Genomic DNA, 14,344 nt, shown 5'->3' on the forward strand with positions numbered 1-14,344 from the left:
CACATCAAACTTAGTATGAAAACCAAAAAAATGAAATTGGATACAGCTCAAAGTCAGATGCCCCAAGGGCTTGGTGCGTCTGACTCTCCACAGACCTAGGCTACCACAGGTCAGCGTTTTGTTAAGCCCCTTTTTTCACTTTTTTTATACTCTACAGCAATTTTTTTGCTAACAAGCTATTTTTTAACCACTTCAAAGCCTTCAACTGGTCGTTCTAGCGCCAATTTTAAAACTTCATCAACCCAACGTACTGGATGTATGGTTAAATCTGCAATCACGTTTGCTGGAATTTCTTCCAGATCTCGCTCATTTTCTTTAGGTATTAACACGTGTTTAATACCACCACGATGTGCTGCTAGTAGTTTTTCTTTCAATCCGCCAATAGGTAACACTTCACCACGTAATGTGATTTCGCCAGTCATAGCCACATCACTACGAACTGGGTTGCCGGTTAAGCTAGAGACTAACGCGGTACACATTGCGGCACCGGCTGAAGGGCCATCTTTTGGTGTTGCCCCTTCAGGCACGTGCACATGAATATCGCGTTTTTCATAAAAGTCGTTATTGATGCCCAAGTTTTCAGCACGAGCACGTACAACGGTCATCGCCGCTTGAATAGACTCTTTCATCACATCGCCAAGCGAGCCGGTATAGGTTAATTTACCCTTACCTGCTACTGAGGTGGCTTCTATTGTTAATAAATCGCCGCCTACCTGAGTCCAGGCAAGACCTGTTACCTGACCAATTTGGTTGCTCGACTCTGCTTTACCAAAGTCAAAACGTTGCACACCTAAGAATGACTTAAGGTTATCTTGATTGACCTCAACCACTTTAACGGCTTTGTCTAACAAGATTTGCTTAACCACTTTACGGCATATTTTAGACAGTTCACGTTCTAATGAACGCACACCCGCTTCTCGAGTGTAATAACGAATAATGCCTAAAATAGCACTGTCATCGACCTTGATCTCATTAGCTTTTAGACCATTACGCTCAACTTGCTTTGGCAGTAAATGTTGTTTAGCGATGTTAAGCTTTTCGTCTTCGGTATAGCCCGACAAACGGATCACTTCCATACGGTCAAGTAACGGACCTGGAATATCCATAGAATTAGACGTTGCCACAAACATCACATCTGATAGATCGTAATCAACTTCTAAATAATGGTCGTTAAAGGTCGCGTTTTGCTCAGGATCGAGTACTTCTAACAAGGCTGACGAAGGGTCGCCACGCATGTCAGAACTCATCTTATCGATTTCATCAAGTAAGAATAATGGGTTTTTAACGCCCACTTTTGCCATCTTTTGAATGACTTTACCTGGCATAGAACCAATGTAAGTACGGCGATGACCACGAATTTCCGCTTCATCACGCACGCCGCCTAACGCAACGCGCACGTACTTACGGCCAGTTGCTTTTGCAATTGACTGACCAAGCGATGTTTTACCAACACCTGGTGGTCCTACCAAGCACAAAATCGGCCCTTTAAGCTGCTTAACTCGGCTTTGTACTGCTAAATACTCAAGAATACGTTCTTTAACTTTTTCAAGACCGTGGTGGTCAGTGTCGAGCACTTCTTGCGCTTTGGCTAGATCACGCTTAATTTTAGAGCGTTGTTTCCAAGGCACTGAGGTCATCCAGTCAACATAACTGCGAACAACGGTCGCTTCTGCTGACATTGGTGACATCATTTTTAGCTTGTTTAGCTCTGCATTGGCTTTATCTTTGGCATCGATTGGCATGCCTGCTTCTTCAATTTTACGCGCCAATACTTCAAATTCATCGTGGCTTTCGTCAATGTCGCCTAACTCTTTTTGAATGGCTTTCATTTGCTCATTCAAATAGTATTCACGCTGGCTTTTTTCCATCTGCTTTTTAACGCGGGTACGAATACGTTTTTCAACTTGCAATAAGTCGATTTCCGATTCCATCATCGCCATTAAATATTCAAGACGCTCGCCCACGTTAATCATTTCTAGTACCGATTGCTTATCTTCAAGCTTTAACGGCATATGCGCAGCCATTGTGTCGGCTAAACGTGCGGCTTCATCGATACCCGACAATGAAGTCAGCACTTCAGGTGGGATTTTTTTATTGAGTTTGATGTAGCCTTCAAATTGGCCAATCGCACTGCGCACCAGTACTTCTTCTTCTTTATCGCTTAATTCTTGCGATTCAAGATATTCGGCAGTAGCAGTAAAGAATGCGTCTTCTTGGGTGTAACGCTTAATTTTAGCGCGCTGACCACCTTCAACTAACACTTTAACCGTGCCGTCAGGAAGCTTTAATAGCTGCAAAATAGACGCTACAGTACCGATATCAAAAATATCGTCTTTGCCTGGCTCGTCTAAATCAGCGTCACGCTGAGCGACCAGTAAAATTTGTTTGTCTTGTTCCATTGCCGATTCTAGGCAACGAATGGATTTTTCCCGTCCTACGAATAGCGGAATTACCATATGCGGATAAACCACCACATCTCGCAGTGGTAATACGGGGAGTTCGATATGCGCTTCACGCTCTTGGGTCATGGCTCGATTCCGTTTAATGAAATAGACTTAATACTGAGTATATTGGGGTGATGTTGTCAGTTTCAATGGCCAATACGAAAAAAGGAGCCCAATGGACTCCTTATTTTTCAATTTACAAACTATCAGGATAATTATTGTTCGCCTGAGGCGGCCTGAGTGTCGGTATTTTCGTAAATTAAGATAGGGGCTGACTCGCCTTTAACCACTGACTCATCAATGACCGCTTTAATCACACCATCTGTCGATGGAATATCGTACATGGTATCAAGCAAAATGCTTTCTACAATTGAACGCAATCCACGGGCACCGGTTTTACGTGACATGGCTTTATGGGCAATGGCTTGTAATGCATCGTCGCGGAACTCAAGTTCCACGTTTTCCATTTCAAATAAAGCACCATACTGCTTGGTTAACGCGTTTTTAGGCTCAGACAAAATCTGTACCAGTGCAGCTTCATCTAACTCGGTTAGTGTCGCAACAACAGGCAAACGACCGATGAATTCAGGAATTAACCCAAACTTAACTAAATCGCCAGGTTCAACTTGACCTAAAATTTGTGAAATGGTTGCTTTGTCTGCTTCGCCTTTCACTTCAGCGCCAAATCCAATACCTGTACCTGTATGAGCGCGTTGCTCAATCACTTTTTCAAGCCCGGCGAATGCACCACCACAAATAAACAGAATTTTAGAGGTGTCGACCTGCAAAAACTCTTGTTGTGGGTGTTTACGGCCGCCTTGTGGTGGCACAGAAGCAACGGTACCCTCAATTAGCTTAAGCAAGGCTTGTTGTACACCTTCACCTGACACGTCTCGCGTGATCGATGGGTTGTCTGATTTACGGCTAATTTTGTCGATTTCATCGATATAAACAATACCGCGCTCTGCTTTTTCAACGTCGTAATCACATTTTTGCAGTAGCTTTTGAATAATGTTTTCTACGTCTTCGCCCACATAACCTGCTTCAGTTAATGTGGTTGCATCTGCCATGGTAAACGGCACGTTCAATGAGCGAGCCAGAGTTTCTGCCAGTAAGGTTTTACCACTACCGGTAGGACCAATAAGTAAAATATTACTTTTACCTAACTCTACGCCACCTTTTACAGCACCATTACGTAGTCGCTTATAGTGGTTATAAACTGCAACCGCTAATACCTTTTTGGCTTGATCTTGGCCAATGACGTAGTCGTCTAAATGCTGGCGCAGTTCATGTGGTGTCGGTAATTTATCTTCATCACGTTTCGGTGAAATCTCTTTGATTTCTTCTCGGATGATGTCATTACATAAATCTACGCATTCATCACACACGTATACCGATGGGCCAGCAATCAGCTTTCTCACTTCATGTTGACTTTTTCCGCAAAAAGAGCAGTACAGCAGTTTGCCGCTGTCACCGTTTTTTTTGTTATCGCCCATTATTCTACCTCTGGTTGCAGCCTAGATTTTACATCTGAGCTCTGCTTGTCGATATGCTTACTGGCTGTAATTAGGTTTCTTCGTTCACTTGAATGAAGAATACCCCAGTCACAGCAAAAAATCAGCCTGTATTAACTGCGAGTTGTTAATACTGAATCCACTAAACCGTATTCAACCGCTTGAGGAGCGCTCATAAAGTTGTCACGATCTGTATCGCGCTCAATGACTTCTAGTGGTTGACCAGTGTGGTCTGCTAACATTTGGTTTAATTTGTTTTTAATGCCAAGAATTTCTTGCGCATGAATTGCGATGTCAGATGCTTGCCCCTGGAAACCACCTAATGGTTGGTGGATCATCACGCGCGAATTAGGCAAACAATGACGTTTTCCTTTTGTGCCGCCAGCGAGTAAAAATGCACCCATGCTCGCAGCTTGCCCCATACATACGGTACTTACGTTAGGTTTGATAAACTGCATGGTGTCATAAATCGCCATACCAGCAGTCACTGAACCACCTGGTGAATTGATGTACAGATAAATATCTTTGTCTGGGCTTTCTGATTCTAAGAATAATAGCTGAGCCACAATAAGGTTAGCCATATGCTCTTCAACTTGGCCAACTAAAAAAATAACACGCTCTTTTAATAAACGTGAGTAAATGTCGTAAGAACGTTCACCCTTTGCTGTTTGTTCAACAACCATAGGTACAAGCGCATTGAGTACAGATTCTGGTGCTTTATGCATTATTCATTTCCCTAAAATAAAAATGGCCCGCATGAGGAACCTCATACGAGCCATTATAAATGGCGAACGCCTTGTTAAGTCAAGCTTAGCTTACGCTCTGCCTGTAGCCTTGTTCATAAATTCTTCAAAAGCAACGTCTTTAGTGGTTACTTTAGCTGATTTTAATAGGGCTTCAACAGCTTGCTCTTCAAGCGCTACGTTGCGCATGTTCTGCATGAGTTCTTTGTTTGAGTTGTAGTATGCTACAACTTCAGATGGATCTTCATACGCAGAAGCCATAGATTCGATCAATGCATTAACACGATCGTCTTCAGCTTTTAGCTCGTTTGTTTTGATCACTTCGCCTAATAGCAAACCAATTTTAACACGACGCTCTGCTTGCTCTGTGAATAATTCAGCAGGAAGCTCAGGCATGTTTTCAGTTTGACCGCCAAAACGTTGCATAGCTTGTTGGCGTAGTACGTTCACTTCGCCATCTACTAACGCTTTAGGGATAACAATATCGTTAGCCGCTAATAAACCTGTAATCACTTGCTCTTTTACGTTTGCTTTAAGCGCTTGCTCTAGCTCACGAGTCATGTTTTTACGGATTTCAGCTTTAAGTGCGTCCAAGCCACCATCTGCAATACCAAATAGTGAAGCAAATTCGTCGTTCACTTCTGGTAAGCTTGCACCTTTAACTTCTGTTAAAGTAATGGCGAATTTAGCCGCTTTACCTTTTAAGTTTTCAGCGTGGTAATCTTCTGGGAATGATACTTCGATATCGAATGTTTCACCGGCTTTATGGCCAGCGATACCCGTTTCAAAACCAGGGATCATGCGGTTTGAACCAATTTGTAGTTCAAAATCATCCGCTTTACCGCCTTCAAACTCTTCGCCGTCGATTGAACCAACAAAGTTCATTTTAACTTTGTCGCCATCTGCAGCTTCACGCTCAACAACAGCATAAGTCGCGTGTTGTTTACGTAAGGTTTCAATCATGGTGTCAACGTCTGCATCGTTAACTTCAGCTTTTGGCTGTTCAACGGTAATAGTATCTAAGCCAGTTAATGTCACTTCTGGGTAGATTTCAAACGTTGCTACAAACTTAAAAGTGTCGCCTTCTGTTGTACCAGGAGTAAATACTGGTGCGCCAGCTGGGTTTAATTTTTCAGCTACGATAGCTTCAATAAAGTTACGTTGCATCACTTCACCAGTGATGTCTTGACGAATCGCTTTACCGTAACGTTTGTTGATTTCTGTAACTGGTACTTTACCAGGGCGGAAACCAGGAAGACGTGCACGCTTAGCTTCACGTAATACATTGTCTTTAACTAATTTCTCAATTTGCTCAGCAGGTACAGAAATTGTTAGGCGACGCTCTAGGCCTTGAGTTGTTTCAACAGAAACTTGCATTGTTTTACCTCGAAATATGTCTAACGTTCTTTGTAATAGTCGATAACTCAACTATTAGATATTCGTTTCTTGACCGTGTGTTTAGCTAAGGCCTCCAGCACAGCGATAATAAAGATGCTGAAGACGCTGTTGGTTCAGGTAGCTTATTTTTGATATTTATCAAGACGCGACATTATAGCCACCGTTTTTAGCATAGTCGAGCCTGAATAGGTCGAATTACGCTATAAAAGGGCGGACTTTTAGCCATTTTGATGTGTTTGCGCGTTTAATGTGCGAATTGAATTTACTGACGTACTAGCAGATGATTTAGTACTGGAGATTATTTTTATGATTAACACTGCTCAATTTTCGTGCCGTTGAACAATTTGTATAATCAAAGAAAAATGGGGTGACTGATGGGGCTCGAACCCACGACAACCGGAATCACAATCCGGGACTCTACCAACTGAGCTACAATCACCACTGAAATGGTACGCCCGGCAGGGTTCGAACCTGCGACCACCCGCTTAGAAGGCGGGTGCTCTATCCAACTGAGCTACGGGCGCATGGCACAGCAATTTGCTGTTTCCTGTCTGGCTAAACAAGCTTAACACTTGTTTGATTATTTGTTTAGTTAACACATAAACAAATAATTGAATTTGGTCGGTGATAGAGGATTCGAACCTCTGACCCTCTGCTCCCAAAGCAGATGCGCTACCGGGCTGCGCTAATCACCGAGTTTATCAATTCTCTAAGATAGTATCACAATGGACTAACCATCTTGTCTCGAGAACGGAGCGCATCTTAGCGAGTCACTTTGTTATCGTCAACGATTTTTTTGAGCTAATTGTCTATATGTTGAATTTAACAGCAAAAAGAGTGATTAGCATCAAAGCGCGAATAGTTTATTCACTGTATTTCCTTGTCTAGCAAATGACACCCTTTTAATCGCCTGTTAGAATAGCCCCGATTTTCACTTTAGCCACAACCCGCGTCTTTCAAAGGAAACTCTACAGCCATGACTGCTCAACTTATTGACGGTAAAGCCATTGCACAATCTATCCGCAATACTCTTAAACAAAAGGTTACAGCCCGCAAAGACGCAGGCCAAAGAGTCCCCGGCCTTGCAGTAATTTTGGTTGGTAGTGATGCTGCGTCACAGGTCTATGTAGGTAGTAAACGCCGCGCTTGTGAAGAAGTCGGTTTTGAATCTCAGTCATTTGACCTTGATGCCAGCACAACAGAAGCTGAATTATTGGCATTAATAGATGAGTGCAATAATAACCCTCAAATCGATGGCATTTTAGTACAACTACCATTACCTGCTCATATTGACGACTCTAAAGTCATTGAGCGTATTCGTCCAGATAAAGACGTTGACGGTTTTCACCCATACAATGTTGGCCGATTAGCACAGCGTATTCCGGTTCTTCGCTCATGCACCCCGATGGGCATTATGACGTTAATAAAATCGACCGGTGTTGATACTTACGGATTAGATGCCACTGTGGTTGGCGCATCGAATATTGTCGGCAGACCTATGACTTTAGAATTACTTTTAGCAGGTTGCACCACTACAACATGCCATCGCTTTACCAAAAACCTAGAACAAAAAGTACGTCAAGCAGATCTACTGGTTGTTGCCGTTGGTAAACCGGGTTTTATACCTGGTGAATGGATTAAGCCTGGAGCAATTGTGATTGATGTGGGGATTAATCGTTTAGACGATGGCACCTTGGTTGGCGATGTTGAATTTGACGCTGCGGCTTCAAAAGCGGCGTTTATTACTCCAGTACCTGGTGGTGTTGGCCCTATGACCATTGCGAGTCTGTTAGAAAACACGCTTTATGCATGCGAGCAATATCACAGCTAGCAGCATTGATAACTCAACATTAAAAAGCCTGCTCAGAGCAGGCTTTTTGCTTAATGCTTAATGATTTTTAGAATCACTTTTTACGCCAAGTTGTACCGCTAGGGCCATCTTCTAAAACGACCCCGAGTTCATTAAGACGATTTCGCGCCACATCTGCTGCAGGCCAATCTTTTTCTGTACGGGCACGGTTACGTTCAACGATTAAGGCTTCTATTTCGGCCACTTCATCATCACTCCCTTCACCTTTAAAAAAGGCTTCAGGCGTTTGACTAACAAGACCTAGTACATCCGTTAATTGCTTAAGACTCACGCCCAATGCTGATGCGGCAGCCATATCAGTCATTTTTAAACGATTGATTTCACGAACCATATCAAATAGCACTGAGTATGCTTCTGGTGTATTAAAATCATCATCCATTGCCTGCTTAAACTTAGCTACATATTGCTCAGCATCGGCTGGGGCTACGGTTAAATCTAAATCTTTAAGCGCATTATATAAACGCTCTAGCGCAGCACGGGCTTGCTTTAAGTTATCTTCTGAATAATTTAATTGGCTACGATAATGGCCAGACAATAAAAAATAACGCACGGTTTCTGGATCGTAATGCTCAAGCACATCACGAATAGTAAAAAAATTACCTAAAGACTTAGACATTTTCTCACGATCAACCATCACCATGCCAGAATGCATCCAGTAGTTAACATAAGGCGTATCATGAGCACAGCAAGACTGCGCGATTTCGTTTTCATGATGTGGGAACTGTAAATCACTTCCACCACCATGAATATCAAAATGCACACCCAAATGCTTGCTGTTCATTGCAGAACATTCAATGTGCCATCCAGGACGCCCTGGGCCCCATGGCGACTCCCAAGTAGGCTCACCTGGTTTAGACATTTTCCACAACACAAAATCCATCGGGTTTTGCTTTGTTTGGTCTACCTCAACTCGGGCGCCGGCTTGCAACTGCTCAAGATTCTGCCCAGATAAGCGACCATAATCTTTGTAAGACGCTACGCTAAACAGTACATCGCCATCAGGGGCAACATAAGCGTGACCTCGTTCGAGTAGTAATTGCACCATATCGATAATTTCAGCCATGTGTAAGGTTGCACGAGGCTCAAAGTCGGGGCGTAACATATTTAACGCGTCAAAATCACGGTGCATTTCTACGGTTAATCGCTCAGTTAATGCATCGCATGACTCATTGTTTTCAGCGGCACGTTTAATGATTTTGTCGTCAACGTCAGTAATATTACGCTGAAAATTCACTTCGTAACCAATATAACGTAAATAGCGCACAATCATGTCAAACGAAACAAAAGTACGTCCGTGACCAATATGACACAAATCGTAAATTGTCACGCCACAGACGTACATGCCAATTTTGCCTGGGGTTATTGGTTTAAATTCTTGCTTTTCACGACTGATACTATTGTAAATTTTCAACATCGAAAGTTCTCTTTTACACTAATTTATAAAGGTAAATACTATTGCCGAGTCTAGCATGATGTCACCTGTTTTGAACACTGCACTTTATGCCGCAAGTAAGATAAGTTAGAATCGCGCAAATTATTTTTTATCAGGTGAAAACGAATGGTTACTTTACACACAAACTATGGCGACATTACGCTTCAACTTAATGCCGAAAAAGCGCCATTAACAGTCGCGAATTTTATGAAATACGTTGAAGAAGGGTTTTATGACAACACCATATTTCACCGTGTTATCGACGGATTCATGATCCAAGGTGGTGGTTTTACTGAAGACATGGGACAAAAACGTTGTAATGAAACCATCAAAAACGAGGCCAACAACGGTTTATCTAATCGTGTAGGCACCATTGCAATGGCTCGTACCTCAGATCCTCACTCAGCGACGGCTCAATTTTTTATCAACGTCAATGATAATACCTTTTTAGATTTTAAATCAGAAACCACCCAAGGCTGGGGATATTGTGTATTTGGTGAAGTCGTTGAAGGATTAGACATAGTTGAAAAAATCAAAACGGTCGCAACGGGCAACCGTGGTATGCATCAAAACGTACCATTAGAAGCTGTAGTTCTTCAAAACGTTAGCGTAAAAGCGTAATTTTGAAGCGCACTGTCTTTGTGGGCGATTTGCATTTAAGTGCCGATCGCCCCGATATCACCCTCGCCTTTTTAGATTTTCTTGAGCATGGATTAGACCAAGCGCAAGCACTCTATATTATTGGCGATCTATTCGAAGTTTGGATGGGAGATGATATTGCAGAACCTTTTACCCGAGATATTGCCAAAGCAATAAAAGTCGTTTCCGCTAAAATGCCGGTGTATTTCATTCATGGCAATCGTGATTTTATGGTGGGGCGAGCTTTTTGTAAGCAAGCAGGCATGAAAATATTACCTGAAGTCTATTGCATCGACCTCTACGGAACTCCTACTGTTATTCTTCACGGCGATAGCCTATGCACACTCGACAAGGCTTATCAGCGTTTTAGGCAATTTAGGAGCATAAGTGCTGTTCGTTGGATATACGCCAACCTATTACCCAAACAAACTCGCTTAAATATTGCCGCAAAAATTCGTCAAAAAAGTGTTCAAGGTAATCAACATAAGCAATATGAGATCATGGATGTTGAATCCTCAGCGGTCGATAAACTACTTGACGTGACACACTGCCAAAGAATGATACATGGCCATACTCATAGACCAGATATCCATCACTTAGCTAACAACAAAGAGCGTGTTGTCGTTGGCGATTGGTATACTCAAGGCAGTGTTTTATCAGTATCACCCCAAGGTTGTGAATTGCAACAAAGACCCTTCACACCTTAATCCATCATCCCTGTAAGACTTATCAACTTGCAGGGATACCACTGTGAAATCGAAACTCGGTATCGTCAGATAATATTAACGCAGCTTCTTGTTCTCTAAAAAAAGCAACACGTTCATCAATATCTTTACCAGCAATTTCTTGAGCTAAAACCAGATAATCTTGAAAGTGCCGGGCTTCAGACCGTAGCAATGAAACATAAAATTTTGCCAATTCATCATCTAAATGAGGAGCTAATTTAGCAAAGCGTTCGCAAGATCGGGCTTCTATAAAAGCCCCCACAATTAACTTATCAATCATTGTTAGTGGCTCATGAGTACGCACATGACTAATAAGACTTTTAGCATATCGTCCTGCCCTCATGTTACTGTAACTTATTCCCCTTGAGGTCATAATTTGCAGCACTTGCTCAAAGTGATGAAACTCTTCTTTGATTAAACGTACCATTTTTGCCATCAAATCTTCGCTATTGGGCATGACATTACTGGCAACAAGCTCGCTGGTGATATCATTTTTTTTGATATCTCTGCCTAAAAAAGCTTTCACATCTCGGTCTTGGTTATACACTAAATCTTCATAAGGCTTTGCCCATGCAAGCAATACCTGAGCACTATTTTTGTCAATGGCATATTTACGGATCATCATCATTGCTGTTTGTGCGGCTTTGAGCTCACAGTTACAATGATCAATCAACAGTGCAGTTAATTGTTCAGGCGCTTTGGCAAAGTCAATCCACCTTTGGGGTGTTTCACAACCTAAAAACTGATTAATGGGGGCAAGTAGTTGCTGCATTCGCTTTTGGATCCAAATTACACATTTGGCCTTATTTTAGCGTTTCAATGATCTTTTCTGAAGGCCAAATCGTAATACAACTTGACGAAAGTGTATTTATGTTTAATAAATAGACAAGGCATTGTGATATTAACTAAACATTAACACGCTAGTTAATGTAAATAGATCAATGCATCAATCTCCTTAAAGATAACCTCTAGTTGGGATGAGGTGATAACTTTGCAACAGACAGTAAACATCCATTGTTTAGCTTTTAAAAATTCTGTTAATAAGTGTAGTGAACTGATTAAGGCGATTGATTCAGAGCTGTAGTCAGTTCGCCTGCTGTTTGGCGAGCTAGGTCAAAGATGCTAAACAAGGATAACTACAATGGTACTAAATCATTTAATGGGGCTTTACACTCATCCTAAACAAGAGTGGCACACAATTGAGCAAAATCACGAGGCACTGAAAAGTAGCCTTAGTCATGTATTACTTATCGCACTGATCCCCTCGGTATGTGCTTACTTTGCAACTGCACATATTGGCTGGCACCCTGGAGCTGGAGAGCCATTATTTTTAACCTCTAAAAGCGCAATGTTTATGTCTATAGGCATGTACTTTGGCTTAATTATTGGTGTACTTGCGCTGGCTTATCTTGCATTTTGGATGGGAAAAACTTTTGATGCAGATCCAACGTATACTCAAGCCTTAGAATTAGCAGCCTACACGGCTACACCATTATTTATGGTTGGTTTATCGGCATTGTATCCTGTGTTGTGGTTTATGATGGTCGTCGGATTAATTGGTTTATCGTACTCGGTATATCTTCTATATGCTGGTGTGCCCATTATTATGAATATTCCTGAAGAAAAAGGATTTATTTACGCCAGTTCAGTTGTTACTGCAGGACTGGTGTTATTAGTTGCACTCATGGCGTCTAGCGTCATCTTATGGAGTGTAGGATTTGGTCCAATGTTGCAATAAACAAATGTAAACTAAATAAAAAAGGCGCTCAAGGCGCCTTTTTTATTGGGTATATTATTGAAAACGCATTAAGAAAAAGAGTCTCGAAGTGGCACAGTTAAGTTAAATACAAGATGTTCTGGGCTAGAATCTTTATTATCTGCACAGAAATAACCTTCTCTTTCAAACTGGTAGGCTTTCTCTGCAGGCGCGTTAACTAAACCCGGTTCAACTAAGCCTTGCAATACAACTAAAGACTGTGGATTTAGCACCTCATCGACAGTTTCAAATGCTGCTGGGTTTTCTTGAGTAAATAGACGATCATACAGACGGAACTCAGCAGGTTGTGCTGTTGTTGCCTCAACCCAATGAATAACACCTTTTACTTTGCGGCCATCTGCTGGGTTTTTACCTAATGTATCGGCATCATATGTACAATAGATGGTCGTTACATTACCCTCTGCATCTTTGTCGCAACGTTCAGCTTTAATAATATAAGCATTACGTAAACGAACTTCTTTACCCAAAACAAGACGTTTAAAGTGCTTGTTTGCTTCTTCTTTAAAGTCTTCAATATCAATAAACAACTCACGACCAAAAGACAATTCACGAGTACCCATCGCATCATTATTTGGGTGCGCTGGCGCTAAAATTGATTCTGGCTGTGCATTAGGGTAGTTTTCAATAACCACTTTTACAGGCCGTAATACAGCCATCGCTCGTGGTGCATGTTCGTTTAGTTCCTCACGAATACACGCATCTAGCATACCGACTTCAACTAAGTTTTCTTGCTTAGTCACGCCAATACGTAAACAAAATTCACGAATAGATGCGGGTGTATAACCGCGGCGACGCAAACCAGCAATTGTTGGCATACGCGGGTCATCCCAACCGTCAACAAGTTTACGAGTGACTAAATCATTCAATTTACGCTTTGACATCAAAGTGTATTCAAGGTTTAAACGAGAAAACTCATACTGGCGGGTACGATTTGGTGCTTGGAAATCATCTAAATGATCTAACACCCAATCATACAAGCGACGGTTATCTTGAAACTCTAAGGTACAAATTGAATGAGTAATGTTTTCAATTGCATCGGAGATACAGTGAGTAAAGTCGTACATCGGATAGATACACCACTTATCACCGGTCTGATGATGATGTGCAAAACGAATACGGTATATAACTGGATCACGCATGCACATAAAAGGCGATGCCATATCGATTTTGGCACGTAAAGCACACTCACCTTCTTTGAATTCACCTTTACGCATTTTTTCAAACAATGCGAGGTTTTCTTCTGGGCTGGTGTCTCTGTATGGGCTATTTTTGCCAGGTTCTTTTAATGTGCCACGGTATTCACGGGTCTGATCACCAGTGAGAAAACAAACATAAGCAAGGCCTTTGTTTATCAGCTCAACTGCATATTGGTGTAATTGATCAAAATAATTTGACGAATAACGAATATCGCCAGACCATTCAAAGCCTAACCAACGCACATCTTCCTGAATAGACTTCACATAATTGATGTCTTCTTTTTCAGGGTTAGTATCGTCAAAACGTAAGTTACATTGACCTTGGTAATCTTTTGCTATACCAAAATTTAAGCAAATAGATTTAGCGTGACCAATATGCAAAAAACCGTTTGGTTCTGGCGGAAAACGAGTATGAACTTGGCTGTGCTTACCGCTACTTAGGTCTTCGTCTATAATATTACGAATGAAGTTACTAGGACGTACTTCGGTGTCCACATGACTCATGGAATTCCTCTTGGCACACAATGGCAATATGAATAAAAAACAGATGATCCTACAGTTCTTCAGTAGTTACAACTACTAGTGCCGAAAAAATTAACCAGATAA

The 14,344-nt window shown here is 41.8% G+C and carries 11 protein-coding genes and 3 tRNA genes; 4 read left to right on the top strand and 10 right to left on the bottom strand.

Translation table 11 applies throughout. From position 1 onward, the window contains the following. Positions 1 to 176: 176 nt before the first annotated feature. The 7 genes from lon to K8B83_RS16150 form a co-directional block, all read right to left on the bottom strand. Positions 177 to 2,528 carry an endopeptidase La gene (lon, locus tag K8B83_RS16120; RefSeq protein WP_188739775.1) on the bottom strand — a complete coding sequence of 784 codons (2,352 nt, stop codon included), beginning with the start codon at positions 2,526 to 2,528 and terminating at the stop codon, positions 177 to 179. 131 nt (positions 2,529 to 2,659) lie between these two features. Then, positions 2,660 to 3,940, bottom strand: coding sequence for an ATP-dependent protease ATP-binding subunit ClpX (clpX, locus tag K8B83_RS16125; RefSeq protein WP_188739776.1), 1,281 nt, complete (start codon positions 3,938 to 3,940; stop codon positions 2,660 to 2,662). Between the two features lie 131 nt (positions 3,941 to 4,071). Beyond that, positions 4,072 to 4,683 (bottom strand): ATP-dependent Clp endopeptidase proteolytic subunit ClpP, encoded by a 612-nt coding sequence (gene clpP, locus K8B83_RS16130; RefSeq protein ID WP_160053354.1) that lies wholly within the window; start codon positions 4,681 to 4,683, stop codon positions 4,072 to 4,074. 90 nt (positions 4,684 to 4,773) lie between these two features. Then, positions 4,774 to 6,078, bottom strand: a complete 1,305-nt coding sequence (gene tig, locus K8B83_RS16135; protein WP_223418218.1) for a trigger factor — start codon at positions 6,076 to 6,078, stop codon at positions 4,774 to 4,776. Positions 6,079 to 6,462: 384 nt separating this feature from the next. Next, positions 6,463 to 6,538 (bottom strand) — tRNA-His (locus K8B83_RS16140). Positions 6,539 to 6,546: 8 nt separating this feature from the next. Beyond that, positions 6,547 to 6,623, bottom strand: a tRNA-Arg gene (locus K8B83_RS16145). 94 nt (positions 6,624 to 6,717) lie between these two features. Continuing rightward, positions 6,718 to 6,794 (bottom strand) — tRNA-Pro (locus K8B83_RS16150). Between the two features lie 281 nt (positions 6,795 to 7,075). Between K8B83_RS16150 and folD the strand changes: the two genes are divergently transcribed. Continuing rightward, complete coding sequence (gene folD / locus K8B83_RS16155; protein WP_188739778.1) at positions 7,076 to 7,930, top strand: bifunctional methylenetetrahydrofolate dehydrogenase/methenyltetrahydrofolate cyclohydrolase FolD; 855 nt, start codon at positions 7,076 to 7,078, stop codon at positions 7,928 to 7,930. Positions 7,931 to 8,003: 73 nt separating this feature from the next. Here folD and cysS read toward each other — a convergent pair whose 3' ends face one another. After that, on the bottom strand, positions 8,004 to 9,383 hold the full coding sequence (gene cysS / locus K8B83_RS16160) for a cysteine--tRNA ligase (RefSeq protein WP_188739779.1): 1,380 nt from the start codon (positions 9,381 to 9,383) through the stop codon (positions 8,004 to 8,006). A gap of 144 nt (positions 9,384 to 9,527) precedes the next feature. Here cysS and K8B83_RS16165 point away from each other — a divergent pair, with 144 nt between their 5' ends. Then, positions 9,528 to 10,022 carry a peptidylprolyl isomerase gene (locus tag K8B83_RS16165; RefSeq protein ID WP_188739780.1) on the top strand — a complete coding sequence of 165 codons (495 nt, stop codon included), beginning with the start codon at positions 9,528 to 9,530 and terminating at the stop codon, positions 10,020 to 10,022. Between the two features lie 2 nt (positions 10,023 to 10,024). After that, positions 10,025 to 10,747 (top strand): UDP-2,3-diacylglucosamine diphosphatase, encoded by a 723-nt coding sequence (locus tag K8B83_RS16170; RefSeq protein WP_188739781.1) that lies wholly within the window; start codon positions 10,025 to 10,027, stop codon positions 10,745 to 10,747. 22 nt (positions 10,748 to 10,769) lie between these two features. Here K8B83_RS16170 and miaE read toward each other — a convergent pair whose 3' ends face one another. After that, positions 10,770 to 11,537 (bottom strand): tRNA isopentenyl-2-thiomethyl-A-37 hydroxylase MiaE, encoded by a 768-nt coding sequence (gene miaE / locus K8B83_RS16175; protein ID WP_188739782.1) that lies wholly within the window; start codon positions 11,535 to 11,537, stop codon positions 10,770 to 10,772. A gap of 369 nt (positions 11,538 to 11,906) precedes the next feature. Here miaE and K8B83_RS16180 point away from each other — a divergent pair, with 369 nt between their 5' ends. Then, complete coding sequence (locus K8B83_RS16180) at positions 11,907 to 12,503, top strand: Yip1 family protein (protein WP_188739783.1); 597 nt, start codon at positions 11,907 to 11,909, stop codon at positions 12,501 to 12,503. A 68-nt stretch (positions 12,504 to 12,571) separates the two neighbouring features. Here the strand turns inward: K8B83_RS16180 and glnS are convergent, their stop codons facing one another. Continuing rightward, a complete protein-coding gene (gene glnS / locus K8B83_RS16185; RefSeq protein WP_188739784.1) occupies positions 12,572 to 14,242 on the bottom strand; it encodes a glutamine--tRNA ligase in 1,671 nt (556 codons plus the stop codon). Positions 14,243 to 14,344: the final 102 nt, after the last annotated feature.

Origin of the sequence: Shewanella inventionis (genome assembly GCF_019931735.1) — a bacterium.
GTDB classification, from domain to species: Bacteria; Pseudomonadota; Gammaproteobacteria; order Enterobacterales; family Shewanellaceae; genus Shewanella; species Shewanella inventionis.

What these genes read in the sequence shown, in the direction of transcription:
- lon (WP_188739775.1), bottom strand. Translation starts at nt 2,528, where the DNA reads ATGACCCAAGAGCGTGAAGCGCATATCGAACTCCCCGTATTACCACTG.
- K8B83_RS16180 (WP_188739783.1), top strand. Translation starts at nt 11,907, where the DNA reads ATGGTACTAAATCATTTAATGGGGCTTTACACTCATCCTAAACAAGAG.
- clpX (WP_188739776.1), bottom strand. Translation starts at nt 3,940, where the DNA reads ATGGGCGATAACAAAAAAAACGGTGACAGCGGCAAACTGCTGTACTGC.
- glnS (WP_188739784.1), bottom strand. Translation starts at nt 14,242, where the DNA reads ATGAGTCATGTGGACACCGAAGTACGTCCTAGTAACTTCATTCGTAAT.
- K8B83_RS16165 (WP_188739780.1), top strand. Translation starts at nt 9,528, where the DNA reads ATGGTTACTTTACACACAAACTATGGCGACATTACGCTTCAACTTAAT.
- cysS (WP_188739779.1), bottom strand. Translation starts at nt 9,383, where the DNA reads ATGTTGAAAATTTACAATAGTATCAGTCGTGAAAAGCAAGAATTTAAA.
- folD (WP_188739778.1), top strand. Translation starts at nt 7,076, where the DNA reads ATGACTGCTCAACTTATTGACGGTAAAGCCATTGCACAATCTATCCGC.
- miaE (WP_188739782.1), bottom strand. Translation starts at nt 11,537, where the DNA reads ATGCAGCAACTACTTGCCCCCATTAATCAGTTTTTAGGTTGTGAAACA.
- clpP (WP_160053354.1), bottom strand. Translation starts at nt 4,683, where the DNA reads ATGCATAAAGCACCAGAATCTGTACTCAATGCGCTTGTACCTATGGTT.
- tig (WP_223418218.1), bottom strand. Translation starts at nt 6,078, where the DNA reads ATGCAAGTTTCTGTTGAAACAACTCAAGGCCTAGAGCGTCGCCTAACA.